This is a genomic window from Rhizobium sp. P1_C7, assembly GCF_056406295.1.
In genome coordinates, this window is sequence record NZ_JBFUAL010000041.1 from 1 (window position 1) to 25,242 (window position 25,242).

Consider the following 25,242-nt stretch of genomic DNA (forward strand, 5'->3'; position numbering starts at 1 on the left):
TTGCGATCGTCGATCATTTCGACAACAAACGCCTCGTGAGCGTCCAGAAGGGAAGGTCGTTTCCAACCCTGCGGCCGCGGTGTTGGCTCGCCCTCCACTGCTCTTGCAATCCAGCGGATCGCCGTGGAAACCCCAACGCCGAACCGACCGGCAGCCTGGCGGGCAGACATACCGGTAGCTGACGCCTTCAAGACTCGGATCCGAAGATCATCGCTCAGTGCTCGTGCCATCATCAACCTCCTATTCGTAGAGAAGTTGAATCAGCTTTGGTCGTTCTCGTCACATCACATTTGATTCATCGATCACAGGATCTGCTCTAGCATTACAGTTGCATTTTAGTTCTGAGATGAGCTCGCCTAGCCGCCGCCCGATGGGCGCGTCTCCAGCATGACCATGCGATGACGTAAGCGGGGTTTATGCGACGCTGAGCGAGTCTGATGGCGATGCGCCGGACTTCCTGGATAGACCAGCGGATCAAATCCTGATGGTCGGCATCCGCAGTCTTTTTTGGGGCGTCGCGTCATTGGCGCGGTACCGGATCACCGCCATCATGGCGAAGGCAAGCATGACGAGGGAGACGTGGCGATGCCAGCCATGCCATGACCGGGTTTCGTTGTGATCGAGTCCGAGCTCGTTCTTGGCGGTCTCGAAGCTGTCTTCGATCGCCCAGCGATGGCCTTCAACGGAAACGAGCGTCTGGATGTCCGTCCCGGCCGGGCACCATGTGGTGAAGAATGCGAGATCACCGTCGCTGATATTGCGCCGGATCAGGACGCCACGCGTCCAAAGCCCCGATCTCGTCTCGTGGTATTCGTTGACATCCAGATCGGCGAGTTCGCAGTAGGCCCAGTCATGAAGCCGCGCGCCTTTGGTGCCCTCGCCGGCGGAAAGACGTTGCCATGATTTGGGATCGAGATCACGGGCGATCTCCTGCGCTGTGCCGGCGACAGGAGGCTTTCCCGACCACGAGCCGAAATGGTGGTCCGATTTAACCCCAAGAACGTAGCCTTTGCAGGCTCGCCGGAGGGTTCCTTCGACGTCCCCTACGCCATACACCGCATCTGCGGCCACCCATGAAAACGGCACATCGGCTGACAGAGCACGCCGTATCATATCGACAGCCAAGCCTGGCTTGGTAGCGAAGGCTATAGCCTCAGGAACATGGGTTGCTGCAAGCCTTGCCGGATCGCCAGTCCAGCTCTTGGGCAAGTACAGGGCTCGATCGATAAAGGCATGACCGCGAACGGACACATAGGCGGCGAACACACCGATCTGACAGTTCGTTATCTTGCCTGCCGAACCGATATATTGACGCGCAACGCCACAGGATGTCTTGCCCTGCTTGAGGAAGCCCGTCTCATCGATGACCAGGACCGCATCATCCGTGGCGAGGTTTTCTACGACATACTCTCGCACGATGTCACGAAGTGCATCCGCGTCCCAGCGCCCGCGCCCCAGAATGGCTTGTTGTCGCCACGGGCCGGGATCACCGGCCGCCTCAGCGCGCATCCAACCTGTCTTGCGCCGCTCGTCACCCAGCAAGCCGTCCAGGAAAAGGTTCGCAGAGGCTGCAACTCGCTCTTGCGTAAACAGTCCGCGCATGCGCGCCTTCACGTCGCGCAACGATGATGCCCAAAGCTCAAGCGTCGTCTCGAGTGATGCACCTGCCATCCATGACCTCCGAATCATGGAGACCTATAGATTCAGACTACAGATAAATATGCAACTGTAATGCTAGGTATCGAAGACGGGTTTGGCGAGCGCCAGCCGCAGGAACCAGCGATAGGCGACGTTGACCTCGATCTCGCGCACCAGCTGGCGTTCCGAGCGCACCCCAAACAGGTAGCCAAGGGACAGCGCCTTGAACATCTAGGTCGGATCGAGCGGCCGCCGGCCGTTGTCCGCGCAGCGGCTTTCTTTAACGTACCCCTTTGAATCAAAAACCTCCGGCTTTCACCAGAGGTTTGTCTTGACGGGCGTCCTGAGACGCCCGTTCCTATGGTGATGCCGGCTAGCCGCCTATTCCCTTGACCTTAGGCGGTTTCGTCGGGTCGAGCGCAGGTACGGGATTAGATGGATCTTGGAGATTCGGCCGCAGGTCGGTCGAGGCGCCGCCGGGGAAGCGGCGGATGCTCGGATATTGTATGACTGACTTATCGAACTCGACCAAGGCCGGGAAAATCAGAGCTAGGACCCAGCCGTTGTCCTGGCCCGAATATTTGCCGGGCGACGACGAAGCCAGACGATAGGACATGGCGCCGTTGAACGTCATGTCGTACTTTTCGTATGGGTCCATGGTAAGATTGTAGACCGCGCCGATGCCGCCGAGGGTCTGCTCAGGGCCGAGCCACGTGTCCTTGGCAGTCCAAAGATATTTCCATGCGATCTTCAGATCCGGATTATCAGAATCCCCGCCAATGTCGACGCGGATGCCGCCGAAAGACTCACCGTCAATGTAGATATACGAGTTCCGCGCCGAGGTTGGCGACTTGCCAGTCACGTAGGCGCTGTTGTCAATTCCATCGAAATAGATGGGCTTGTCGTTGTTGTCGACCCAAGCGCCGGTTGGCGGCGGGTTTAGCCCGGCCATGGTCGCGGTGGTCGGCCATACATCCATGTGCGACATCATCTGCTCGAGAACCTGGCCCGCCGGGATCCTATTTGGCGCCCACATGATCCCCGGTACGCGGAATGCGCCCTCGAACGAGCTTCCCTTCTCACCGCGAAACGGCGTCGCCCCGGCGTCCGGCCAGGCGTCCTGCCATGCCCCGTTGTCGCAGGTTACGATGACAATTGTGTCGGGCGCCTCGGCCCGGATTGTGTCCATGATCCGGCCGACGTTGGAGTCGAGTTCCAGCATCGAGTCCGAATAGTTACCGAGTTTCGACTTGCCCTTGAATGGAGCCGCCGGGTTCGTCGGGTTGTGCATCTTCATGAAATTGACATCCATGAAGAATGGCTTGTCGCCCTTTGCATGCTGCTTGATGTAGTCCACCGCCGATTCGGTCTGCCGGACGTCGAAGTCGGCCAAATAGTCATAAGTGATCCGCGCGACTTTCTTGGCAGGTTGGCCGGACACTCCTTCCCACTCGTCCAGATTCACGATCTCCTGGTATTCCTTCCAGAAGGGCTCATTGTATTTCGGGAACCACGGATGAAAGTTCGGCGAAGTGTTGTCATAGGAATAGACCCCCGGATAGTAGGCGGCGAACTCCTTCATCTCGTCAAAGCCGTGCTCAATTGGATAGAATTCGGGTTTGTCGCCGAGATGCCACTTGCCGGAGAAGTAGGTCGTGTAACCGTTCTTCCGATAGAACTCGGCGATCGTCGGCGTCTCCGCTTTCAGACCGTTTTCGTCGCCAGGCGCCACGACCACGGAGAGAGCGCTTCGAATAGGGATGCGGCCGGTGATGAATGATGATCGCCCTGCTGTGCAACTCGATTGACCGTACCAACTCGTGAAAAGCGCACCCTCTTTGGCAAGCCGATCAATGTTTGGGGTAGGATGCCCCAACGCTTTTCCACCACCCGGATAGGCGCCGAAATCGCTCCAACCAACGTCGTCCATCATCAGCATGACGACGTTGGGTCTCTTTTGTTCCTGCGCGTACGTGGTACTTGCGGCCCAGGGGGCAATGGTCAGTAAGAGCCCAGCCGTAAGGGCTTGGCATGCCATACTTCTCGGTAGTTTCGTCATGTAAAACGCCTCCTCGGCTTGCGGGATGAAAGCAGTACCTTCTTCACTCGACTTCGCAATTCTACCTCCTCTTGCTGGAGCTACCTGAACCAACGCTGCTAAGACGACGGTTGGTCGTTACCATCGGCATTTGAGGAGCTCGGCGGCGATCCTTTTGTGCTAGGCAAGATGGCGTCGTCGTATCTCTGACGTTCCCTGGGACTATTTCTCAGGCCCGAAGATCTGCTTCCAGTCGTCTTTCATGCTGACGACCGTCCAGCCACTGTCCATGGCTTCATCGTAAAGTTTCTGCGTGAAGGTTCCGACCTTCGTATTCGGCAGGCCCTTTGCCGGGCCGTAGGCGTATTCCCGGTCTGCATCGTCGTGGAGAACAAGCACGGAGAGGCGCGGACCGTCGCCCGCATCGGTATATTCGAGCATCTCCCTGTCACCGGTTGAGTTGCCGAATGCGATGATCGGCCGTCGGCCAATCATCAAATGGATGCCTTCGGGCTTGCCAGCATTGTTGTCGTTGAGGAGAAGCTTGGGCTCCTTGATCAGAAACGGCTTGCCGTCCTTGCCGACTTCATACTGCGTTGCTCCGGCGGTCCCCACGACCTGTTCGGGAGGTATCCCATATGTGCCTTCGGAGTAGACGCGCACGAAGTCCTGGCCGCCGCCTGTGACAATGTAGGTCTTGTAGCCGTTGTCGCGCAGATACTTGAGGACTTCCTTCATGGGCTGGTACGCAAGTTCTGTATAGGGACGCTTCCAGCGCGGATCCTTTGCCGAAGCAATCCACTTGCCGGCCTCGGCTTGAAACTGTTCGACAGTCATGCCCGAAAGTGTGGCTCCAAGCAATTTCTCGAGATCGGCGAGCGGGAGTTTGGCGATCGCTTCGCGGTTTCCGGTCAGTACAGTTTTGAAGGGCTCAACATTCCTGAGCTTCGGTTTGGCCGCGACCAGCGCCGGAACACGCTCGAGACAATAGATCACCTGGCTGTACATCGGATGCTCAACCCACAGCGTTCCGTCCTGATCAAAGGTCGCAATCCGCTTGTCAGGCGATACGAATGTCGGCTTGGTATTGTCCGTTGTCGCCTGCACGAATTCGACGATCGTCTTCTTCGTCACAGTATCGTTCCATGACGGTAAGGGGTCGGATTGCGCATGCGCCGTGCCGAGCAGGAACAACGCGTACAAACTGAAGGAAACGCCAGCGAGGCGCCCACAAAACGCCTGAATTGAATGCATTTCACATTCTCCTCTATCCCCTGGTATTTGTCCTCGCCACGAACTTTGGTGGTCCGTGGCAGGCACTCGCAGCCTTTTAGCCTGGAATTTCTAAGGTCCTTCGTAGTAGGTTGCATCGTCCTGCAGGAGCTCGGGCTTTAGCAGCACCGCTGCCTGCTTCTTCGTCCCCGGCAAGACCTCGAACCAGTTGTCAAATTCGACCATCGTCGACGCGAGCTGAGCGAGCACCTGCACATTGCCGTCCAACTTTGCCTTTCCGGCAGAGACCTTGTCCGACAGCTTTGCCGTGCCGATCATCACGTCCTCCAGCTCTCGGCGGTCGATCGTGATCGTCAGATCGGCGTCGCCTGCCTGATAGCCGGCGATCGTCGTCAGCGTGGCGTTGCTCATTTCGACGACGAACTTTTCGCCGTTGTCGGGCGTTGAAAGGTTGATCTTGAAGTGCATTCCCTCTGCCTTGCGGCTGTCCATCTGGATGCCGAGGTAGTTGAGGAACTGCTCCGTGCCGGTGCCACGCACGAAGTCAGGACTGCCGGCCTTTGCCGCCTTCACGGCGATGACGCCGTCACGTAGCTCCTTGGCCCCAGCCAGGAAGCTGTGCCGGAGACTGGGGCTCTCGAACTGGTAGCCCATCTGTTCGTAGGTGTCCGCAAGCAGATCTTTTGCGTCCTGGTTGTTCGGTTCGGCATAGACGAGCTTGTTCAGTATTTCGGTTGCAAGGCGATATTCGCCCTTGGCGTAGAGATCATGACCCTTGGCCATCACCTTGGAAGCGCCGCCCATCATTTCTACGTAGAGCGGTGCTGAATCCTCCGGTGACAACGGGACCAATGTCGCCGGGTTCAGATCCCAGAAACCGAGGTAGCGCTGAATGACGGCGCGGCTGTTGTGCTGGTAGGAGCCGTGATAGCCGCGCGCATACCATTGTTCTTGCAGGCTCTTGGGAGGCTCGTAGACGTTATGAATCTGGTTGATGGTGACGCCCATGTTTGCCAGGTGTAGGACCTGATTGTTCAGGTTGGCGTACATGTCTCGCTCTCCGCGCATCACTTCCGTAATCCGCTTTTTTCCCCAACGCGGCCAGCTGTGGGATGCAAACATCACGTCGGCTTTGTTGCCGAACTGATAGAGCGCGGTGTTTATGTATTGTGACCATGCCAGCGCATCCCGCACGGGTGCGCCTCGTAATGTGAGGATGTTGTGGAGGCTGCCGACGATGTTCTCTGCCGCCCAGAATGCCTTGAAATCTGGAAGCCAGGTGTTCATCTCAGCCGGCGCTTCGGTCCCCGGGGTGTTTTGAAAGACCATCCTCACGCCATCGATGGTGAGTTCCTGAATAGGTTGGTCGATGGTGATCGTGGGTGGGAGAATGCCAACGTCTCCGCTGGCGACGGCCTTGCCGATTGATGCATCGACATGGCCGTAGGGGCTTGGAGGGATCAGGTCGCCATAGGTATAGGTCTTGCGGCGGGTCATGACGTTGCCGGCGTAGAGGTTCTCGGCGATTGCCTCATTCATGAACCCCTTCGGGGCAATAATCTGAACCTTCCCGGCAGCAAGCGCGGCATCATCGACAACGCCGCGAATGCCGCCAAAGTGGTCGCCGTGGGAATGAGAGATAATCACGGCAACGACGGGTCGCTCGCCCAGCTTTTCGTTGACGAACTTGAGGGCGGCGCGCGCGGTTTCCTTGACCGTCAGCGGATCGATTACGATCCAACCCGTCTCGCCTTTTATAAATGATATATTTGCGAGGTCGAAGCCGCGGACCTGATAGATGCCCGGGATGACCTCGAACAGGCCGTACTCCATGTTAAGCAAGGCCTGACGCTGCAGCGACGGGTGGATGCTTTCGAAGTCCTTGCCTTTCAACAGGAAGTCCCAGTTGTCCATGTTCCAGGCCACATCGCCTTTATCGTTCATGATCTTGCGAAAAGGCGGCGCAGCGATGAAACCCCGTTCTGCTTCCTCGAAGTCCCGCTTGTCGGCAAAGGGCAGAAGGCGCCGTTGCTGCTGCTGGGCCTCGATCGTGAACTGTGAGGGCATCTTTCCCTTCGGGCTGAAATGCTGCTGCTCTTGCGCAATCGACGCGCCGCCCGGCATCCCAGCGATGATTGCACCCAGTAAGGATGTCCAAAGTCTAAGCGAACCGCGCATGTCTTTGTCCCTGTGGATGGAATTCCTATGATAATTTTGGCATATGCGGATTGGAGCTTCTATTGCCCTTTGGGGAGGGCTGTCTGCGTTTACTCGTGCCGTGATGGTTGGTGCCAACCTCTCGCCGCCCTCCCGTCTCTCGAGCGTCGCGAGTATTTGGGGCTCCTGCGTCAGAACGGGAGCGGATAGAGCCAGTTCATCCAGGAGTAGGTGCGGATGCCTATGCGACGTAGCGCTGGCCAGCCGCCCTTCATGCCGCCGGTATAAATGGCTGCCGCGCCCTGTGCGCCGATCGGAAACATTGACTGGTCCTCGCCATCGAACACGATTTTCACGGCATACTGGTTCTGTGGCGTTTCCGGCGCCGCCGGCTGGAAGACCGGCAGCGTGCCGCTGGGGAGCAACTGACCCGTCCCATTTGCTTTCCACACGGCCGCCACCTTCGCTGTAAAGATCTGGCCTGGATAAAGATCGAGCGCCACTTCCACTGGCTGCCCTTCGGCAACGAACTTCAAGCTTTCCTGATCGTAATTGGCGAGCAGATAACGATCCGCCTCGCATATAAACGAGGCAATCGCACCAATGCGAAACTCCCCAGCGACCATGCCGGGGCGAACTTGCAGGTTGACGATGCGTCCGTCCTCCGGCGCTGCCATGGTCGTATTTCCAAGATAGTAGCGGGCCACGTCGAGCTGTGACTGTATCGCGGCGACGGTCGTGTTCACGCCCTGAATTTCCGACTCGGCCTTGATGCGAGCGTTCAGGGCAACGGCGATCGCTTCATCGTAGCCGGCTTGGGCAAGTTTTTGCTGCTCGATGGCCAATTGGACCTGGTCCGTTGCGACCACGCCGACTTTGCCCTGTTTCTGTTGCACGCGAACAAAGTAGTCTTGATAGTTCAAAGTGGCCTTGGCAAAGGCTTCCTTCTGGGCTGCGATTTCGGTGTCCGCCTGTAGGGTTTTGACGTGCTGTTTCGAGGCATCCAGCTCAGCCTCAAGCTGCCTGACCTTGTCTTCGTAGGGCTTGCGGTCAAATTGAAAGAGAAGTTCTCCTTTTTTTACAAGCACGTCGGGCTCGACGAGTACTGCGGTGACAAGCGTCGGCTCCGGGAGCCGCGGCACGAGTTGGATCGTGGGCTGAACCACCCTGGCATTGGCAGTGTAGGGGGTTGCGAACCGCAGTCCGATCAGAAAAATCAGGAGAATGTGCAGAAAAAAGAACGCTGACACGATTGCCCAGGGTATGCTGAACTTCAGCCACTTGAATTTAAAGAACACCAGCCAGGCGACGAGGACGAATGCGAAAGTCAAAGTGATAGCGAACAGCATTGCGCAACTCCTTCAACCCGACTGATCGCCGGCGGTCGTGCTCTGGCTCGAACTGGCGCTCTCGCTGTCATTGGGCTGCGTCGGTGCCGAAGTTTTGCCGGCAAGCCGGTCCAGATCCTCCTGGATGTCCTTCGCCTCCTCCCGCGGAAAGCGGCGAATGTCGACGACGTCAGTCGGCTTGAATGCCCAGATGAATGCCTGAACCCAGGGAACGGCAACGAGAAGGCCGGCGTAGCCCATTATCTTTATCGCCTCGGCGTCCGGGTGCTTTCGAGCGATGGCGATGCGGCCGGGCAATCCGGCAAACCATACGATGAAGGTCAAGCCCAGTAACACGCAGATAAACATGACCAAAAACGTTGCGTAGTCCCAAAAATCAAGTTCAAAGCCCAACATTGGGCGTCCCTCCACCCGCGAATGGCATCTCCCTGTCGCCTCTGCCAGCATCCTGGCGGGCATTTTGTCACGTCCCGGATCGATCCGATATTGCCCTTGAGGGAGGGCGGATGGCCCTCCCTCAAGGCTATTCTTTCATGGTCCCAAAAGGATAAGACGCGGTTGAGCCGGGTTTTCGACGTAGCGCGCCTGGCGACCGCCTGTTTGGAATCAACCGTGACTAAGACACCCTTTTCACACATCGAAATCCGACATGGCTGGTAGAGGTATCCTCGGGTTCGGCGTGACGCGCGCTCGGCCGATAACGTCGGCAGTAATTCGGTGCGCACAGATGTGAGCCGCCCTTGAGGACCCGTCGCGCAATTCGAATATTGGGCTGCGCTGGGTCGAAACTTGCATCGATGTCGCTGTTGCGCGGGTTCTGTGGCAAACAACAGGATTTGGCGGCCGGTGCCGGATGTCGTGTCGACCAATAGTCGGTCGTCCACTCCCAGACATTGCCGATCATGTCGTAGAGGCCATACCCGTTTTGAGGAAACGAGCGCACGGCTGACGTCCGTTTCCTGCCGGCCGGCTTGGCCGTCTGTGTTGGAAAGATACCTTGCCAAGTATTCGCCATGGGGACACCATCTGGCATCAGTTCATTGCCCCATGCGAATTCGACGTCGTCGAGGCCACCGCGGGCGGCCAGCTCCCATTCCGCCTCGGTCGGCAGATCGAGACCGGCCCAGGTTGCGTAGGCCGTTGCATCGCAATAGGCGACGTGCACGACCGGGTGGTCCAGTTTGCCGCGCAGATCACTGAGGCCTCCAACCGGTCGCCGCCAGTTCGCGCCGAACTTGAACATCCACCACTGTGAGATGTCCGACGAGCTGACACGCCTCGGCTGATGAAAGACGAGCGAGCCCGGTCTGAGCATCTCCGGCAACGCATCAGGATAATCTTGCGGGTCAGGAGCTATCTCGGCGAACGTCACATAGTTTGTCTCCCTGACGAATTCACCGAACTGACGGTTTGTGACAGGGGTCTCGTCGATCCAGAAGCCGTCGACGTGGACTGGGTGAGCCGGCGCTTCCTCAGGATAGTGGTCGTTCGATCCCATGACGAAACTGCGGCCCGGAATCCACACCATGCGCGTCGTGTGGTCGGAGGGCTTCGCATCCCCAATGCCGGAGTCACGTCCTCCGCGATTGAGATCAAATGCACGATTATTGTCGACCATCAGAGTTCTCCACTGTCGTACTCGCTATGCAGCTTTCCGCGAAAGACCCAGTAGACGCCGGCCGTGTATGCGAGGATCATCGGCAGGACGACGACACCGGCGTAGAAGAAGAACCGCAGCGAAGCCTCGGGCGCGGCGGCGTCTTTCACCGTGATCGCGTATGGTATCAGGTGAGGCCAGAACATCACGCCGAGCGCCAGAAACGCCGTACAAAAGAATGCCATTGCCATCATCAATGGCAGCACGTCCCGTCGCATCCTCGCGCCGGCCAGCACGGCCAAAAGAGCAACAAGGCTGAAACATGGAAAGATCAGCCCCCAACTCCGCCCCGCGAGGCTGTTTCGGGCCGCACCCAGGTCGATAGCGAGCGAAATGACGAAGGCGAGACCCAATGCTGCGAATATCGACGCTACAAGCCCCGGAATACGCGCATACGCCCAAGTCCTTAAAGGGCCGTCGGTCTTAAGGACAATCCAGCAGGCGCCGAGCAATGCGTAGCCCAGCACGAGTCCGAGACCCGTCATGACGGGAAATGGGTGCAGCCAGGTAAAGGCGCCTCCGGCGTACTGCATATTCTCAACCGGAACTCCGCGGATCATTGCGCCGACCGCAGCGCCCTGGACGAATGCGACAACGATCGAGCCGCAAGAAAACCCGGCATCCCAAAAGGGCCGCATGGCACCACTGCGATAGCGGAACTCAAATGCCACTCCACGAAAGATCAGGCCGACCAGCATCGCGAGTACGGGCAGGTAGAAGGCTCCAAGGAAGATCGCATAAGCGGCGGGGAAGGCTGCGAAAAGACTTGCGCCTATCACCACGAGCCAAGTCTCGTTGCCGTCCCATACCGGCGCTATGCTGGCCATCATCTGCACACGCTTGGCTTCGTCGCGCGTCGTCCCGAAAAGGATGCCAACGCCGATATCAACACCATCCAGGAGCACGTAGATCAGGATGGATGCAGCGATCACCGCTGCCCAAAACAGGGCAAGGGGGCTGGGATCTGTCATATGTGCCTCCCTGTTCGGGGCTTTCCGCCGGTCGCCGTGTCGGCGCTATCGGCGAAGGCCATTGGCCGGCTGGGAGTTGCATTCGGGATGGCTTCAGCCGTCCCCACTGGCCCGTCACGCAACAGTTTGTAGATGTACGATATGCCGAAGCTCCCGAGTACGGCGTAGACAAGCAGATAGACGGTAAGGGAAATCACCACGTCTGACGTGGTCAAGGACGGTGTTACAGCGTCACTGGTCCTAAGGATCCCATAGACGACCCAGGGTTGGCGCCCCACTTCTGCGGTATACCAGCCGCACAGCACTGCAATGAAACCAGTTGGAAACGACAGAAATGTTCCCCATAGGAACCAGCGTGCATTTTCCAATCGATTTCGCCAGCGCAGGAGATTGCCCACCCATGACACTACAAGCATGATCAATCCCATGCCGACCATGATGCGGAAGCCGAAAAACGGGATCACGACCGGCGGGCGGTCCTCGACCGGGAACGCATCCAGGCCGATCTCGCGCGCAGTCCAGTTGCCCGAAGCGATGAGACTGCCGAGGCCAGGTATCGCAATCGCGAAGAGGTTGCTTTGGGTCTCCTCGTCCGGCCAGGCGAGCAGCACCTCCGAGGCGGGTTGCTGACTTTGCCAGCGGGCCTCGATCGCGGCGAACTTTGCCGGCTGATGCTGGAGCACATAGAGCCCGGTCAGGTGGCCGAAGTACATTTGCACGGGGACAAGCACGGCCGTCAGTCCGAGACCCCAATGCAACATGACGCGCGCCGCCGGACGGTGGACCCCTCGCAACATGTACCACGCCCCGGCCGCCGCGATGCACATCGCGGTGGTCAGGAACGCGGCCAATAGCATGTGCGGCCAGCGCACCATCATCACTGCCCCGAGCACGATCTCACTCCAGTCCGCAGGAATGATCCTGCCGTCGACGATCGTGTGGCCGACGGGCACCTGCATCCACGAATTGTTGGCGAGGATCCAGAACGAGGAGAGCATCGTTCCGAGCGAAACCATGCAACAGGCAAAAAGGTAAAATCGCGGAGACACACGGTCGCGTCCCAATAGCATGACGCCAAAGAAGGTTGCCTCGAGCATGAAGGCGGTGAAGGCCTCATATCCCAGCAACGGCCCCTGGATCGACCCGGTCCGCTCTGCCAACACGCCCCAGTTGGTGCCGAACTGGAAGGCCATGACAATTCCGGTGACAACTCCCATGCCGAACGACACCGCAAAGACCTTGAGCCAGAAGTCGAAGATACGCCGGTAGAGCGGGTCTCCGGTGAAAAGCCGCATGCCCTCGATCGTCGCCAGCCATGCCGCCAGGCCCATGGTGAAGGCCGGGAAGATGATGTGGAAGCTGATGACAAAGGCGAACTGAATGCGGGACAAAATGACCGGGTCGAGTTCCATGCTGTCCTCCAATCCTTGCCCCGTATTTCCCGCGCGACCGCACATCCTTGCGCGATGCGCAGGCCTCACTGGGCCGTTGCGGCACCGTCGAGCCCGAGGACGACCACCTTGGCGGTGGTGATCTTCGTCGGCCACATCGGTGATGTGAAGCCGGCGGCCACTGCGACCTTCTGCTTGCCATCATTGCTGTAGGTGATGACGCCGCCGCCGATCCCGCCGCCGATATGCTGCCCCCAGAGTTTCTCGCCGGTCGCGGCATTGAGCGCGTAGAAGTTGCCGTCGACGTCACCGAAGAAGACGACGCCGCCGGCCGTCGGGGTCATGCCGCTGAGGACGGGGTAGTTCAGCTGCACCCGCCAGGTCCACTGGCCGGTATCGGCGTCGATGGCGTAGACCCAGCCGTGCCAGTCTTCGTCGCCTTGAAGGGGGCGGCCGAAGACATTGAAGGGATCCAGCAGAGCCGACATGCCCGACCAGGGTTGCCCCATTGGCACCGTTTCGAGCTTGTGGGTATCCTCGAGCGTCACCGCATAGCACCAGTCGACCTCACCGACCAGGACGAGATTGGTCGCTGGATCGTAGGCCGGGCTGTTCCATTCCGCGCCGCCCACCGATCCCGGGCAAAACCGCACCGGCTTGCCCACGACAAATGGAGCCTCGACGTTCTCGATGCGCGTCGCCGGAACCCTGTACAGCCGCTCGCCGCTCGCGCGATCGATGCCGTAGACGTGTCCGTCTTTCGGTGCGACCACCACGAGATCCTTGCCGCCCTTCGTCTTCACAAGGATTGGCGTGTTCGAGACATCCCAGTCGTGCCAGTCGTCCGGGCTGATATCGTAGTTGTTGCGGAAATCACCGGTTTTGGCGTCGAGGACGACAACCGACCCCGAGTAGAGGTTTGCGGCCTGTCCGGCGACACCCTCACGAACTCCGATCGCGAAATCGGGCGCCGGATTGCCCCCCGGGACGTAGAGCGAGCCAGTCGCAGGATCGAGCGTGGTCGACGTCCAGGTGGCGCCGCCGCTGATCGGAATGCCGGGCTTCGTATTCCAGCTCGCTTCGGTACTCGGCGATTTCCCGAGCGGGCCGCGGACCGGGTCGCCTTTGGAATAGGGCACAAGATAGAATTCCCAGACGATCTTTCCGGTTTTGGCATCGAGGCCGTACATGCGGCCCTTCACGCCCTTGTAGTCGCCTCCTGCCTGGCCGACATAGACCATGCCATCCCAGGCGATCGGGGCAGCCGGAACCGTCTCTCCGATCTTCGGATCGGCAATGGTTGTCGCCCACAGCCGCTTGCCGGTCTTGAAGTCGTAGGCCAGCACCCGTCCGTCCTGGGTGCCGCGATAAAGCATGCCGTCCAGGTAGGCGGCACCGCGATTGACCCCCAAAATGCTCGGTGGAATGTCCTCGTGCGTGCGCCAATTCTCGGCACAGGTCGCCGGATCGAGCGAAAAGAGGTCGAACTCGGTTGTGCCAATGAGCGCCCCCTCGACCATGATCAGCCCTGTTTCAAAGACGGTCAAGACACCGGTGTCGTAGGTACACAAGACCTTCAATTGTCCGGCGTTCGCTGTCGTGATCTGCGTTAGCGGTGAATATCGATCAGATGTGAGGGTGCGGTTGTAGCTCGGCCAGTCCGCATTTGCTGCCGGCGCCTGCGACGTTCCGGTCGAGGGCGCTGCTGGAACCGTTGTGCCGCCCCTATAGTCGGGGTTCGCCTCTGTCGCCAGCGTGCCCTTGGGCGCATCAAAGCTGCGGTAGAAGTTGAACGCCATTCCGCCATATTTAGCCATTTGCGCCGGGAACATCTTGTAGATGGCCGCCCCGGATGCCACCCCGAGCAACGCCAACAAACAGACGACCACCAGAATTCTTCGCATAGCGTCTCTCCCTTCCCCCTCAGGCGGCCCGGCTACATTTTTCCTCAGTGAAGATCTGCTTCCCGTCGTTCTTCATGCTGATGACGGTCCAGCACGCCGCCGACATTTCTATGTAGAGAACTGCGTCTCCCCTGGTGACAACGGAACCAATGTCGCCAGGTTCGATCCCCCAGCCAATGGTATCGCGGGATCACGGCTCGGCTGTCGGCCCTGCTGCGCGAACGGCGCAACTATCAGCATCCAATGGATGATCAACAATGTTCAAAGTCTTAGCGAGCTGCGCATATCTCTGTCACTTTGGGCGTATGCAATGTCGCATTTTCGCACGTTGGGGTTCGGCCTTCTATTGCCCTTTAGGGAGGTGTGGAGCGGCACGCATACCTCCCCAAAGGGCAATAGACATGGCGCCGATTTTCCAGCCAAAAGGACAAGGCTCCTGTGTGGGACAATTCGCGCCCCCGAGGCCGCATGAAAGGGTTCAACAACTTCAGATCGGATTGCGACATGATGCAAAAGAGGCTCATGCTAGTGGCTGCGGCGACCTTAACCGCCCTTATGACCCATGCCGTCGCTGGACGGGCAGACACCCTCAGCTACGCGGACGCCGTGACGGCGCTTGCCAAGGACTGCGGCGCAGACATCAAGAAACACTGCAAGGGTGTCAATCTCGGGGGCGGAAAGATCCAGAGCTGTCTGGAAGAAAATGCAGGCAAGGTCTCGCCGACATGCATGTCAACGCTCTCGGGCGTAATGGCCTCTATCAAGCAGCGGCAGGAGGCGCAGATGGCCTATAGCAAGGTCTGCCAGCACGACATGTCTCAGTTCTGCAACGGCGTCGTGGGAGACGGCAACATCCTTGCTTGCCTCATCGAGACCAGCCGGGTTGATGGCAGGAAATGTGACCAGGCAATAACAGACGCCGGATGGCGCTAGAACTCAGTGACAGGAGGGAAGAGAATGTCTATCGCCCGGTTTCGTATGCTGGTAACGGCCAGCCTACTGCTTGCGCCGATCTACGCCAACGCACAGGAGGTCGACCACAGGCAACTGATGACCACATTGGGGCGGCTCGACCAGGCCGCGCCCGCAGTCGACGTCGCCTTGCTGACCGAGGAGGTCATCGCCAATGCCGGAAAGGGCGTGGCGAACCTCCCGAACTGGCAGAACCTGTCGCGTCTATCCCAGCTCATTGTCGAGATCGATTTCGAGAATAATTCCGTTGCCATCGAACCGCAGTCCTATCGCACCATTGGGATGATCGCCGATGCATTGCATCATCCCAATCTATCTCGGTACAAATTCCTGGTGGTGGGGCACACGAGTTCAACAGGAGATGCCGTGCACAATCTCAAGCTTAGCCAGGACCGCGCGAACGCCATAACTTACGCGCTTTCCACGACCTTCGCCGTCCCCCCGGATCGCCTCTATCCGATCGGGGTCGGCAAGGAGTGGCCGATTGATCCCGGTCAGCCGGCGGCAGCTGACAATCGACGGGTTCAACTCATCAATCTGGGGTTAGTCCGTTAGGATCGATGGATATGCGCACGAGGCGACCGGGCATGCTGGAATACCGGGGTGCGACACATGTCCTCTGTCGGAGCTGACCAGTTTGCAAGCATGATCAGTCACGACCTCGCGCCAGCGTTTGTGCTCAATGCCGTCGCTGCGATGCGGGCACTAGTCAATTGGATTTCCGGCGTCACGAACGGATGAGAAACCCTGGGGAGATCGATGAAAGCGATGCCCGAGTGTGGTCGAGAAGGACATCGCCGAACTGCGGGAGCGAAAACGTCTCCTGAAACGATGCGCTTCACCTGGCCGTGATGGCAGGCATCGCCGTCACGCTCCTGCTTCGGATTGGTCATCGTCTCGGATCACTACGGGAGCCACCGCTCTGTTCGCGGCGGCTCTCTGTTTCCTGGCGGCCTCGGTCTTCACGCCTCCTGCAGGCGTAGGGCTCTCCCAGCGCGAGCCCGACGATCGCCGAGCAGTGACGTCAAACCCGACTAGAAGCGGAAGGACACTCCGAGGATCGGCCCCTGCTGGACGACATTGTAGACAAACCCGTCGTTTTCATAGTTGACGCCCAGCGCGCGATATCCGGCCACCGCCGAGACCGTGTCGTTGAATTTGTACCCAAGGCCAAGGCCCACGTCCCAGTCGATATCAGCGCCGCCACCGCCCACCAGACCCCAGCCCATCATGTAGATTTCCGGGGTAAAGAAGTAGTTCCCGCGCAGGCCGGCAACAGCGTCCACCCACGCAGCACTGTCTTTCCGCTCAATTCCACCTAGAAGTCCGCCGTTGAACCCAATGTCCGTGTCGACCGACCACACTTTTACGCCGCCGACGATGTCAAGATGCCCGTTCGGGCTGTCGACGACGGCGTAGCCGACGCCAAGAGTTCCTGCGAAGGTCTCCGACGTGACGTCGACGCTGCCGGCAAGGATCCCGTTCGGCGTATGGGCATCGGCTTCGACTTTGACGTAAATCATGTCGCCAACGATGCTGTAGCGATCATATCTTGCTTCGGCTGTCGCCATGAATGCAAAGTCGAGATGGTCAAGAATGTCGCTGAAATCGGAGTCGATGTGGACTTCCGGAAGCCCGAATTGCCGTACGTCGCCGGAAATTCCCGCAGCCCAGAAGTAGGGCGCGACGCTGAATTCCCAACCGCTCTGGGTCTCGACGGTCTTCGCTTCCGGCGTGAGTGGCGTCAGGTCCGCGGCATTGCCGATCGATGCGCCAGAGACGCCAAGCAGCAAGGCAATCGCATGCAAATGTATGGCCTTCATGAAAGTCCCCAAATCACGGTTGTTCTTCGCAGTACACCTTGCGGAGAGTGTGGAAGAGCAAGCCGATTCTGGCAAGTTCAAATGCCCATGTGGGGTTGCAGACCAGGCAGGATTCCCGAGCGCTGTGGCCAGCCGGCCTCAGTCCTGCGGGTTTCTACGATGGTGAGGGGGAAGGTCACGCCGCCTGGGCGGCGTGACGGAAGAGGCAAGTCAATAGCAAGGCGGGAAGGGGTAGTAACCGCATTGGCGGTTATTCTCGTAGCGATAGTTATTAAAGTTATTATAGTAGGAATCGTAGGGACGCGCGGCTGCCGCTCCGATAGCCGCGCCGGCGACGACGCCCGCGGCGACCGGCGCTCCGCGATACCAGGCTCCGTGATAGGTGGGCGCATGCCAGTAGTTGCCTCCGACCCGGGCAATGTTCGTATCGCCGATATGCACGTCATTGCCTCGGTATCCGCCCCCGCCGAAGCTCCCGCCGCCAAATCCACCGCCGCCTCCAAAGCTGCCGCCGCCAAATCCACCGCCGCCGCTGAAATGATCGATGAATACCGCGGCGGGACCGGCGGCGCCGCTCAGACTTCCCTCCAGAACGGCGACATCGAATGTCAGTGTGGTGCCGTCGAGTTTCGGAGTCTTCAGCGTGACAACGGCGTCACTGACGGCGGATCCATCACCGCCCAGCACCGACACGGTCGCATTCGGAGGATCGACGGCGAAACTGTCCTTGCCGTCGTCCCATTGCATGATGAACTGTGCCGTTGCCACATGTCCGGCCGCCCGTACCGGCCTGTCGGCAAAGACGATCGAGTTCCCGGAGACGCCGGTCAGAACGAGCTTCCCATTCTCGATCTTTGCACCGGCCGAATTGATGACTGCCAACGACGGCACCGGACCGGTCGGTGTGGCTTCACCAATCGCCTTTTCGAGGGGCACGTGGGGCTTCGGGGCATCCTGCGCAAAGGCGGCAGTGGTCAACGCAATACCTCCCGCGAAGATCAGTGTAGCTGTGATACGTTCGATTTTCATGGTGATTTCCTCCAGGTGGGACAGGCCATAGGCGTGCCCGGTGAACGTTCTTGGCGTGCATGTCACTGCAGAGTCGACGCTGTACGGTCCTATTCCTTGAAGATCGTCTTCCAGTCGGCTTTCATGTCGATGACCGACCAGCCCATGATAGGGGCTGCATCGAGCGCCTTGTCGAGACGGCCAAATTCGGTGTTTCGGTCGTAAGCATATTCGCGCTCGGCATCGGTGTGATGCACCAGCATGCCGAGACGTGCGGGCGCGCCTGCCATCGTCGTCCATTGCAACATCTCGAGATCGCCGTCCGAATTGCCAAAGGCGGCAATGGGCCTACGACCGATCTCCTGATTGATGCCGACTGGCTTGCCTGCCTTGTCGTCGATAAAGTTGACTTCCGGCAGGCGGTACAGAGTCGGCGTGTCGTCCTGCATCTTGAATTGGGTCTTGATCGAGGAGCCGACAACCTGTTCCGGTGGGACGCCGTAGGCCTTCTCTGTCCATGGCCGCATGAACTCAACGCCGCCACCCGAGACGATGAAGGTCTTGAAACCATTGGCGCGCAGGTAGGCGAGCAGTTCGACCATCGGCTGGTAGACGAGGTCGGTATAAGGTCGCTTGAACCTCGGATCTCGCGCCGTTGCAAGCCAGTCGGTCACGACCTTTTCGAAGTCGTCGGTGGTCATCCCCGCATGGGTGACCATGATGAGCTCCAGAAGTCCTTTTTCGCCTGATGCGGCAAGGGCTTTCATATCGCCTTCGAGCACGGCCTTGAACGGTTGAACGTTTTTCCATTCCGGATGCTGTGGAGCGAGCGTCGTCACGCGATCCAGGGCGAAAGTGAGCTGCGTGTACATGGGATGCTCGACCCATAGGGTTCCGTCATTGTCGAACACCGCGATGCGCTCCGGTTCGGGAACGAAATCGGGTGAACCTTGTTTGGTCACCTTCTCGACGAAGGAGAGGATCGCCTGCTTCGGCGCGGTATCGTTCCAGGAGGATAGGGGATCGCTCTGCGCCCATGCGATTGCCGGCACCGAAAAAAGGGCGAACAGGCAGATGGCCAGGACGCCGTCTCGCCACAATCTGAGGAAGTGACTACGAGTGGCCTGCATTGCGTGCCTCCTTGAGCGGTTGATCTAGCCACGAGGTGACGGAGCCTCAATGGAGATAGGCTGCCAATACTTCATTGCCGGTCGACTACTTCGCGTGCACGGCACAATGCGGCGCACTTGCGTGGGTCAGGACCGACTTGCATAAAACTCGGTCGATCGAACGACGCCACGTTAACGGATCCGCAGTACCGACGATATTGCCCTTTAGGGAATCTGATCAGTAACGTTCCAATCAAAGGTAGTATGAAACGCCCATGACACGCGACCGCCAACGTGTTATTTTCCGCTGGTTTTGGGAAATCCCACATGAGCTCGGGCAAGGCGTCAGATCGATTTGATTATGCTGGCCTGTTGCTGGCGGCTGCTCTATCGATTGCTTGCAACTTTCACAGCGTCGCAACTTACGCTTCTTCCGTGATTGTCGACCGGGTTCCACGTGTTCTCATCCTCTATCCCTACGACGAGCGGTTCGATATGACGACCATGGCCGGAGAAGCTTTGCGAAGCCGTCTGATACAGGCTACGGACAGCAAGATCGACCTCTTCTCGGAGTTCCTAGACCTGTCGAGGTTTCCCGAAGCCGATCATGTCGCGCGGATGGGACGATACCTTGCCGAAAAGTATGCTTCTCGGCGTCCCGACGTTGTCGTCACGCTCGGTAGGGAGGCTGCCAGCTTCATATCGGCCAACCGCACTGCGATCGCGCCCGGCGCAAAAATCGTTGCCGCGGGCTTTGGAAACTCCACCGCGGAAAATATTGACTTGCCGGACGACGTGATCGGCGCCTTCACGACATTCGACATTCGCAAGACGGCCGAAATGGCCCGACGTCTGCAGCCAAACGCGCGACATCTCTACATCATCGGGGGCTCATCCGACTTCGACAGGGGATGGTTGGAGACGGCGCGTGCCGATCTCGGTGATTTCTCCAAGTCATACGACACGACGTACCTAGAAAATCTGACGATCGAGGAATTTGTCGACCGCGCAGCCCATGTCCCGCCAGACAGCATCATCCTCGCCTTGACTATCCTCAAGGATCGGGCGGGGAGGAATTTCGTTCCTCGCGAAGCACTGCGCCAGATTGCAGCAACCGCCAGCGCACCCATCTATGGCCCGTATCAGACGTACATCGACTACGGCGCTGTTGGCGGCAGCATTGTGACCTTTGATACTTTGGGCGGCACTGTCGGAACCCTTGTCCTCAACGCGATCGCTGGCCGACAGGTCGCGGACGTCAACGCGCCCCTGACATATATGGTCGATGCCCGACAACTTCGTCGGTGGGGGCTGGCGGAGAAGGATCTTCCGGAAGGCACCGTACAGTTTTACAGGCAAAGAGGCTTTTGGGAGGAACACTGGCTTACGGCAACGGGCGCGCTTGCGGTTCTTCTGGGACAAGCAGGCGTCATCTCGGTGCTCCTCATTGAGCGTCGCAGGCGCCACCAGGCGGAGAGCAAATCTCTTCTTCATTTGCTCGAAGCCGTTCATCTCAACCAGTCGGCAACGGCTGGCGCATTGTCCTCGTCGATCGCCCACGAACTAAACCAGCCGCTTTCGGCCATACGAAACAATGCCGAAGCTGCCTCGGAGTTGCTTCGAACCGAAACGCCCGATCTGGACCTGATCCAGCAGATCCTACTCGACATTCAGGAGGACGATCAGCGGGCAGGCGACATCATTTGCCGGATGAGAGGTTTGCTGAAGAAGAGAAGCGAGATCGAATGGCAGGAGTTCGACCTCAACGAAGTCATGTCAAGCGCAATTCGCATCATCCACGGTGAGGCCGAACGGCGAGGCATTACGTTGAAGACAACCGAGCCGACAATCGAATTGCCGGTACGCGCCGACAAGGTCCATGTGCAGCAGGTCGTCCTCAATCTGGCAACCAATGCGATGGATGCCATTTTGGAGACCCGTTCTCCCACGAGGACGTTGACGTTCGCGACAGGACTGACCGACCAGAAGGCCGCGCTTTGTGTCGCCGACACGGGCAACGGTATTCCAGAGGAGCGGCTGTCCAGAATCTTCGACCCGTTCTACACGACCAAGCAGACTGGAACTGGATTGGGTCTGTCCATCGCGCGCGCCATCGTAGAGATCTATGGCGGCACGATAGACGCTTACAACAGGCCAGGAGGCGGCGCCATCTTTCGGGTGGTCATGCCCCTGGCCCGGCGGGAGGAGAGAGGTTCGTGACATCGGTTGTTCACATCGTCGATGACGACAGGTCCTGCCGAAAGGCCATTGCGAGGCTGCTTTGCGCACATGGTCTGAAGGTGGAAGCCTACGAATCGGGAGACGAGTTTCTGGCCCGTCTTTCGAGCTGCGAGCCTGGCTGCGTTCTTCTTGACCTGCAGATGCCCGGCCAGTCCGGCCTGCAGGTACAACGTCAACTATGCGAACGGGCGCCGTGTTTGTCGGTCGTCTTTCTCACCGGCGAGGGAGACATCGGGACCAGCGTCGAAGCGATGAAGGCGGGAGCGCAGGACTTTCTGGAGAAACGCAGTTCATCCCCGGTGCTGATGGAGACGATCGAGCGAGCCCTGGCTAGATCTGAAATGCTGCAGGAGGAACATGGGCGGCGTCAGGAGCAAAGGAGGCTGGTGGGGAACATGACCGCGCGTGAAGCGGAAGTCTTCGAATTGATCGTCCGCGGCCAACTCAACAAGCAGATCGCCTACGCCCTTGGCATATCCGAACGCACCGTCAAGGTGCACCGGCATCGCGTGATGGAGAAGCTAGGCGCGCGGTCCATTGCTGACGTCATCTCGATCGCAGCCAATGCCGGTCCTTTCGGAAGAAAACCTGGCGTACCGACTTCCCTTTAGGACAATAGTATTCGAACACCAACACGCCTAGTGTGAAGACGTAAGCATATCTCTCATGTATTCACGAGTGGGGCTTGAGATGGGAAAGCTGCGCCACACGGTTGCCGTTGTAGACGACGACGCAAGCCTACGGCGAAGCATCGGGCGTCTACTAAATGCCTATGGTTTTGCCGCCGTCGAATATGCATCCGCGGAAGCTTTCCTCGCTCAGGATTCAAGCGCCGATGTCGCTTGTCTTGTGCTCGATATCGACTTGGAAAGTGGCATGTCCGGCACGGAATTGCAGCGCAGGCTGAAAGTCGCCGCTTCGAACCTGCCGGTTATTTTTATCACGGCGCTCGACGAGCAACGCCTGCAAACAGAGGCCGAGCGGGCGGGATGCATAGCTTATTTGAGAAAGCCCTTTGCTGGGTCCGATCTTATCGCCGCAGTCAAGCAGGCGCTGGGTTTGTAAGGCAGGGAACGTGTCCGAAACACAAACCGACCGACAAAAAGATCATCACGACCTCGACAGAAATGAGTACCCAAATGAAAAGCAAGACAATCGATATGATCAACTTGGCGATCGTCTCCTCCCTCGCTTCGTTCCAACTATGGCCCTGACGGCATGCATGACCGCGCAGGGTTCGGATGCCGTCAGGGAAAGCGACCTGGGCGCCGCCGGCTTCGTCGTACGTCCTGCTGACACACCAAAGCGCATGGCGATGGTCAATCGACTGCCTCCTAACACGTTCGTGAGTAAGCGTGGCAACAAGACAACTTACGTCTATGCCCGATCCGGGCGGCTGCAAATGTCTCTACGTTGGAACGCAGCGGGCCCCAGAGCCAGTACCAAAACCCTCAGTAAGGCAGGTACAGGCTGCAAACCAAGCGGCCAGCCGGACAGGCTGGGGGCGACTGGACGCCCTTGGATCGCCGACTTGAATGGTCCCTTCGGGCTGAACATCGATGCCTTCTGAATAAATAGAACCGCTAGACGCGGGCAACCCGGACGACACGTTAAGAAATGGCCTCGTTCTGACAGTTCGACTAAATTTCGCTCGCCGGCGCTTTTTGCCAAAGGCGTATGGAAGCGACGGCTGCTTTCTTCCCTTGGGAAAACGTTGAGTGGGCGCGAACGCTCTCGCTTCCACGCCGCGCAAAAGCGCATTCCCAAATCACTGCGACGTCATGCTTCGGGGTCTTTCAAACCTTTCTTGGCGCGCCCCCTGTCGAGCTTGCCGAACTCGGTCATAATGCTCACCAGAACGCTCCCCGTCCATCCGAACGTAAAAAGGCCCGACATCGCCATGATCGGCCCGATCAGACGCCATCCATCAGGCAGCCTTACCGTGCCTTCACCAAGCGTCGTGTAGCTCTCCAGGACGAAGTAGTAGCTGTCTCGCATCGAGGGGATCAAACCCATCAGCGATACCGGTGCTGCCCATAGGAGGGTTTCAACAAAATGGAGAACTGCCAGCGAACCGATTGTGACGGCAAGCAAAAGGTTTACCCGCCAATGCGGCGTGGTATTACTGACATGAACCCACGACTTGCTGAAACGCTGATTGATCGTGCGAATGCCGACACCGTGTACGATGATAATCGCAATCACCATCAAGGTTCCAAGCACAATCTCAAGAAATGCGTCGGGTGAAGCGGATGTCAGCGAAGCCTCCTATTTCGAGAACAAGAACCGGCATAGCCCGAACGCCCCAGCCGGCCGGCCCGGTTTCCGGCGATAACGCCCGGTAACGCGCCTCTACGCCGAGCACGAAATCAGGTCCCAGCCTTCGTGGAGGGAAAACGGAATCACCGGCTGGGTAAGCGTCGCGTGAAGGCCATCCTGGGGTCCGCACTCCCTGGTCGAACTGGAATGGGATGCTGACCGGCGAGGCAATCGGGTTCAAGAACTTCTTGTTCGCGAGTTCCTCGCTGGATTGGACAGCGCAGAACCGGTGATCGACGTCAGACAGGCGGGCGGGTCCTAGCTTGCGTTCAAGCACGATGAGAGAGGCCTAATGTCAGCGCAAGTGCATAGCAGCAACACATACCGCAAGAGAGCCTGCGGCACGCTGGGAGAAGAACTGAGCGTCGGCGCCACTGCCTCAGAGCCATGGGAACGACGCGAGCTAGTAAAAGTTGTTACCTGTACCCCGAACCGGGCCTATCCCAGCCGGTGTTGCGTAGGTTGTGTTTTCCTGGCTTGTGGTTGTGCAACCCGAGAGCGTCAAAAGTCCTGTTATTGCGGCGGCTAAAAGATATTTCAAAGACATGGCATTGTCCTGTCGTTGGAGGCCGCCCCGGCTGCATAGGCCAGAGCTCCGAATACTTCCTCAAATCACCGGCAATGGCAAGCGGACGGGTGCAACCAAATCGCGGCAAGATCGCCGAAGTCTCGGATGTTCGATGTAATGATAAGCCAGCCCCGATCGCTGCAGCAGTTGCGGGAACCTGCCGATCCTTCGGGTGGTTCCGCGTCGCCGCTCCAGTTCCCAGCCTTCGACATTCGCGTCGGGGAACGCCCCTCCATAACAGCGCGCCCTTTTACCCGACCCGCTCATGCAAAATCGCGTCGAACACAACATCGCTCGGGACGAAAGTGCAATGCTCCAGGCGGGCCGGGGCCGCTAGCATCCCGTCCCAGGTCGCGAAAGCCATTTCTTCTCGACGCAAAGGCGTCAGTCGGGCATTCTTTTGAATGTTCATTCGGAGCGATCCTGGAAACTGAGGTAACTCCAGTCTCCTAAATCCGCTCCGATGGACAACCTCCTGAAGCTCACAGCTAGTTACAAAGTACAGCTTGCAATTGTCCTTCAATCAGGAAGTGTTAGCGAGTGATAACAGCGTGACGCAGTTCAGTTGTCATATCTGCCCGGCGCTTGAGCGGTAAGCGGAACGTTCGCTATAGAGTAAGCGCCGTCTCCGCCCCATTGGATTGGGTGTATTTTGAGGCTTGCTGCGTATGCGAGAAGGTTTCCAGTTTTATCTGGAGATTTGCATGGCAGATGATGGATTTGTTGGTCGCTACGAAGTTGTCGAGCCGCGCCGCGGAAATCGGCGTTGGCCGGATGATGTGAAGGCGCGGATCGTAGCGGAAAGCTTTGAGCCTGGTGTTCGTGTTGTGGATGTCGCGCGCCGTCACGGCGTTATAGCAAACC

The 25,242-nt window shown here is 58.6% G+C and carries 22 protein-coding genes and 3 pseudogenes; 7 read left to right on the forward strand and 18 right to left on the reverse strand.

What is annotated here, in order from left to right:
- The 12 genes and pseudogenes from AC1D2R_RS31005 to AC1D2R_RS31060 all read right to left on the reverse strand — a co-directional run.
- On the reverse strand, positions 1 to 230 hold a 230-nt coding region (locus AC1D2R_RS31005; protein WP_477973535.1), incomplete at its 3' end, for a helix-turn-helix domain-containing protein.
- Between the two features lie 244 nt (positions 231 to 474).
- A complete protein-coding gene (locus AC1D2R_RS31010) occupies positions 475 to 1,689 on the reverse strand; it encodes an IS701 family transposase (RefSeq protein ID WP_477973536.1) in 1,215 nt (404 codons plus the stop codon).
- Positions 1,690 to 1,740: 51 nt separating this feature from the next.
- Positions 1,741 to 1,908: pseudogene (locus AC1D2R_RS31015) on the reverse strand (transposase); the annotation flags it as partial.
- Positions 1,909 to 2,011: 103 nt separating this feature from the next.
- Positions 2,012 to 3,697 (reverse strand): arylsulfatase, encoded by a 1,686-nt coding sequence (locus AC1D2R_RS31020; protein ID WP_477973538.1) that lies wholly within the window; start codon positions 3,695 to 3,697, stop codon positions 2,012 to 2,014.
- Positions 3,698 to 3,898: 201 nt separating this feature from the next.
- A complete protein-coding gene (locus tag AC1D2R_RS31025) occupies positions 3,899 to 4,930 on the reverse strand; it encodes an HAD family hydrolase (RefSeq protein WP_477973540.1) in 1,032 nt (343 codons plus the stop codon).
- A gap of 90 nt (positions 4,931 to 5,020) precedes the next feature.
- Positions 5,021 to 7,087: an alkyl/aryl-sulfatase gene (locus AC1D2R_RS31030; RefSeq protein WP_477973542.1), complete on the reverse strand. Its 2,067-nt coding sequence runs from the start codon at positions 7,085 to 7,087 to the stop codon at positions 5,021 to 5,023.
- A gap of 170 nt (positions 7,088 to 7,257) precedes the next feature.
- Positions 7,258 to 8,415: an HlyD family secretion protein gene (locus tag AC1D2R_RS31035; protein ID WP_477973544.1), complete on the reverse strand. Its 1,158-nt coding sequence runs from the start codon at positions 8,413 to 8,415 to the stop codon at positions 7,258 to 7,260.
- Positions 8,416 to 8,427: 12 nt separating this feature from the next.
- Complete coding sequence (locus tag AC1D2R_RS31040) at positions 8,428 to 8,811, reverse strand: DUF3302 domain-containing protein (protein WP_477973546.1); 384 nt, start codon at positions 8,809 to 8,811, stop codon at positions 8,428 to 8,430.
- A 220-nt stretch (positions 8,812 to 9,031) separates the two neighbouring features.
- Positions 9,032 to 9,943: a formylglycine-generating enzyme family protein gene (locus AC1D2R_RS31045; RefSeq protein WP_477973571.1), complete on the reverse strand. Its 912-nt coding sequence runs from the start codon at positions 9,941 to 9,943 to the stop codon at positions 9,032 to 9,034.
- Between the two features lie 89 nt (positions 9,944 to 10,032).
- On the reverse strand, positions 10,033 to 11,043 hold the full coding sequence (cydB, locus tag AC1D2R_RS31050; RefSeq protein WP_477973547.1) for a cytochrome d ubiquinol oxidase subunit II: 1,011 nt from the start codon (positions 11,041 to 11,043) through the stop codon (positions 10,033 to 10,035).
- Positions 11,040 to 12,455, reverse strand: a complete 1,416-nt coding sequence (locus AC1D2R_RS31055) for a cytochrome ubiquinol oxidase subunit I (RefSeq protein WP_477973549.1) — start codon at positions 12,453 to 12,455, stop codon at positions 11,040 to 11,042. Before AC1D2R_RS31055 ends, cydB begins: the two co-directional genes overlap by 4 nt.
- Before the next feature lie 65 nt (positions 12,456 to 12,520).
- On the reverse strand, positions 12,521 to 14,338 hold the full coding sequence (locus tag AC1D2R_RS31060; RefSeq protein ID WP_477973551.1) for an outer membrane protein assembly factor BamB family protein: 1,818 nt from the start codon (positions 14,336 to 14,338) through the stop codon (positions 12,521 to 12,523).
- 504 nt (positions 14,339 to 14,842) lie between these two features.
- On the opposite strand from AC1D2R_RS31060, the gene AC1D2R_RS31065 reads away from it, so the two are divergent.
- A complete protein-coding gene (locus AC1D2R_RS31065; RefSeq protein WP_477973553.1) occupies positions 14,843 to 15,271 on the forward strand; it encodes a cysteine rich repeat-containing protein in 429 nt (142 codons plus the stop codon).
- A 24-nt stretch (positions 15,272 to 15,295) separates the two neighbouring features.
- On the forward strand, positions 15,296 to 15,865 hold the full coding sequence (locus AC1D2R_RS31070; protein ID WP_477973555.1) for an OmpA family protein: 570 nt from the start codon (positions 15,296 to 15,298) through the stop codon (positions 15,863 to 15,865).
- A gap of 479 nt (positions 15,866 to 16,344) precedes the next feature.
- Here AC1D2R_RS31070 and AC1D2R_RS31075 read toward each other — a convergent pair whose 3' ends face one another.
- The 3 genes from AC1D2R_RS31075 to AC1D2R_RS31085 all read right to left on the reverse strand — a co-directional run bounded on the left by AC1D2R_RS31075 (position 16,345) and on the right by AC1D2R_RS31085 (position 19,271).
- Positions 16,345 to 17,133: a hypothetical protein gene (locus AC1D2R_RS31075; protein WP_477973556.1), complete on the reverse strand. Its 789-nt coding sequence runs from the start codon at positions 17,131 to 17,133 to the stop codon at positions 16,345 to 16,347.
- Positions 17,134 to 17,343: 210 nt separating this feature from the next.
- A complete protein-coding gene (locus tag AC1D2R_RS31080) occupies positions 17,344 to 18,162 on the reverse strand; it encodes a hypothetical protein (RefSeq protein ID WP_477973558.1) in 819 nt (272 codons plus the stop codon).
- Positions 18,163 to 18,251: 89 nt separating this feature from the next.
- Positions 18,252 to 19,271 carry an HAD family hydrolase gene (locus AC1D2R_RS31085; protein ID WP_477973560.1) on the reverse strand — a complete coding sequence of 340 codons (1,020 nt, stop codon included), beginning with the start codon at positions 19,269 to 19,271 and terminating at the stop codon, positions 18,252 to 18,254.
- 306 nt (positions 19,272 to 19,577) lie between these two features.
- Here AC1D2R_RS31085 and AC1D2R_RS31090 point away from each other — a divergent pair, with 306 nt between their 5' ends.
- From AC1D2R_RS31090 to AC1D2R_RS31105, 4 genes are all read left to right on the forward strand, one after another.
- Positions 19,578 to 21,470, forward strand: a complete 1,893-nt coding sequence (locus AC1D2R_RS31090; protein ID WP_477973562.1) for a sensor histidine kinase — start codon at positions 19,578 to 19,580, stop codon at positions 21,468 to 21,470.
- Entirely contained in the window at positions 21,467 to 22,102 is a 636-nt protein-coding gene (locus AC1D2R_RS31095) for a response regulator transcription factor (RefSeq protein ID WP_477973564.1), read from the forward strand. The genes AC1D2R_RS31090 and AC1D2R_RS31095 overlap by 4 nt, the downstream gene beginning before the upstream one ends.
- A gap of 79 nt (positions 22,103 to 22,181) precedes the next feature.
- Positions 22,182 to 22,556 (forward strand): response regulator transcription factor, encoded by a 375-nt coding sequence (locus AC1D2R_RS31100; RefSeq protein WP_477973566.1) that lies wholly within the window; start codon positions 22,182 to 22,184, stop codon positions 22,554 to 22,556.
- 10 nt (positions 22,557 to 22,566) lie between these two features.
- The gene (locus tag AC1D2R_RS31105) at positions 22,567 to 23,061 is read left to right on the forward strand and encodes a hypothetical protein (RefSeq protein WP_477973568.1); all 495 of its coding nucleotides are present in this window, start codon (positions 22,567 to 22,569) and stop codon (positions 23,059 to 23,061) included.
- A 209-nt stretch (positions 23,062 to 23,270) separates the two neighbouring features.
- On the opposite strand, the gene AC1D2R_RS31110 is transcribed toward AC1D2R_RS31105, so the two are convergent.
- The 3 genes and pseudogenes from AC1D2R_RS31110 to AC1D2R_RS31120 form a co-directional block, all read right to left on the reverse strand.
- A complete protein-coding gene (locus AC1D2R_RS31110; protein ID WP_477973570.1) occupies positions 23,271 to 23,699 on the reverse strand; it encodes a two pore domain potassium channel family protein in 429 nt (142 codons plus the stop codon).
- Positions 23,700 to 23,855: 156 nt separating this feature from the next.
- Positions 23,856 to 24,024, reverse strand: a pseudogene (locus AC1D2R_RS31115) (transporter); the annotation flags it as partial.
- Positions 24,025 to 24,694: 670 nt separating this feature from the next.
- Positions 24,695 to 24,790 (reverse strand): annotated as a pseudogene (locus tag AC1D2R_RS31120) (IS481 family transposase); the annotation flags it as partial.
- Positions 24,791 to 25,082: 292 nt separating this feature from the next.
- Here AC1D2R_RS31120 and AC1D2R_RS31125 point away from each other — a divergent pair.
- The coding region (locus AC1D2R_RS31125) for a transposase (RefSeq protein ID WP_477973573.1) at positions 25,083 to 25,242 on the forward strand (160 nt) is incomplete at its 3' end.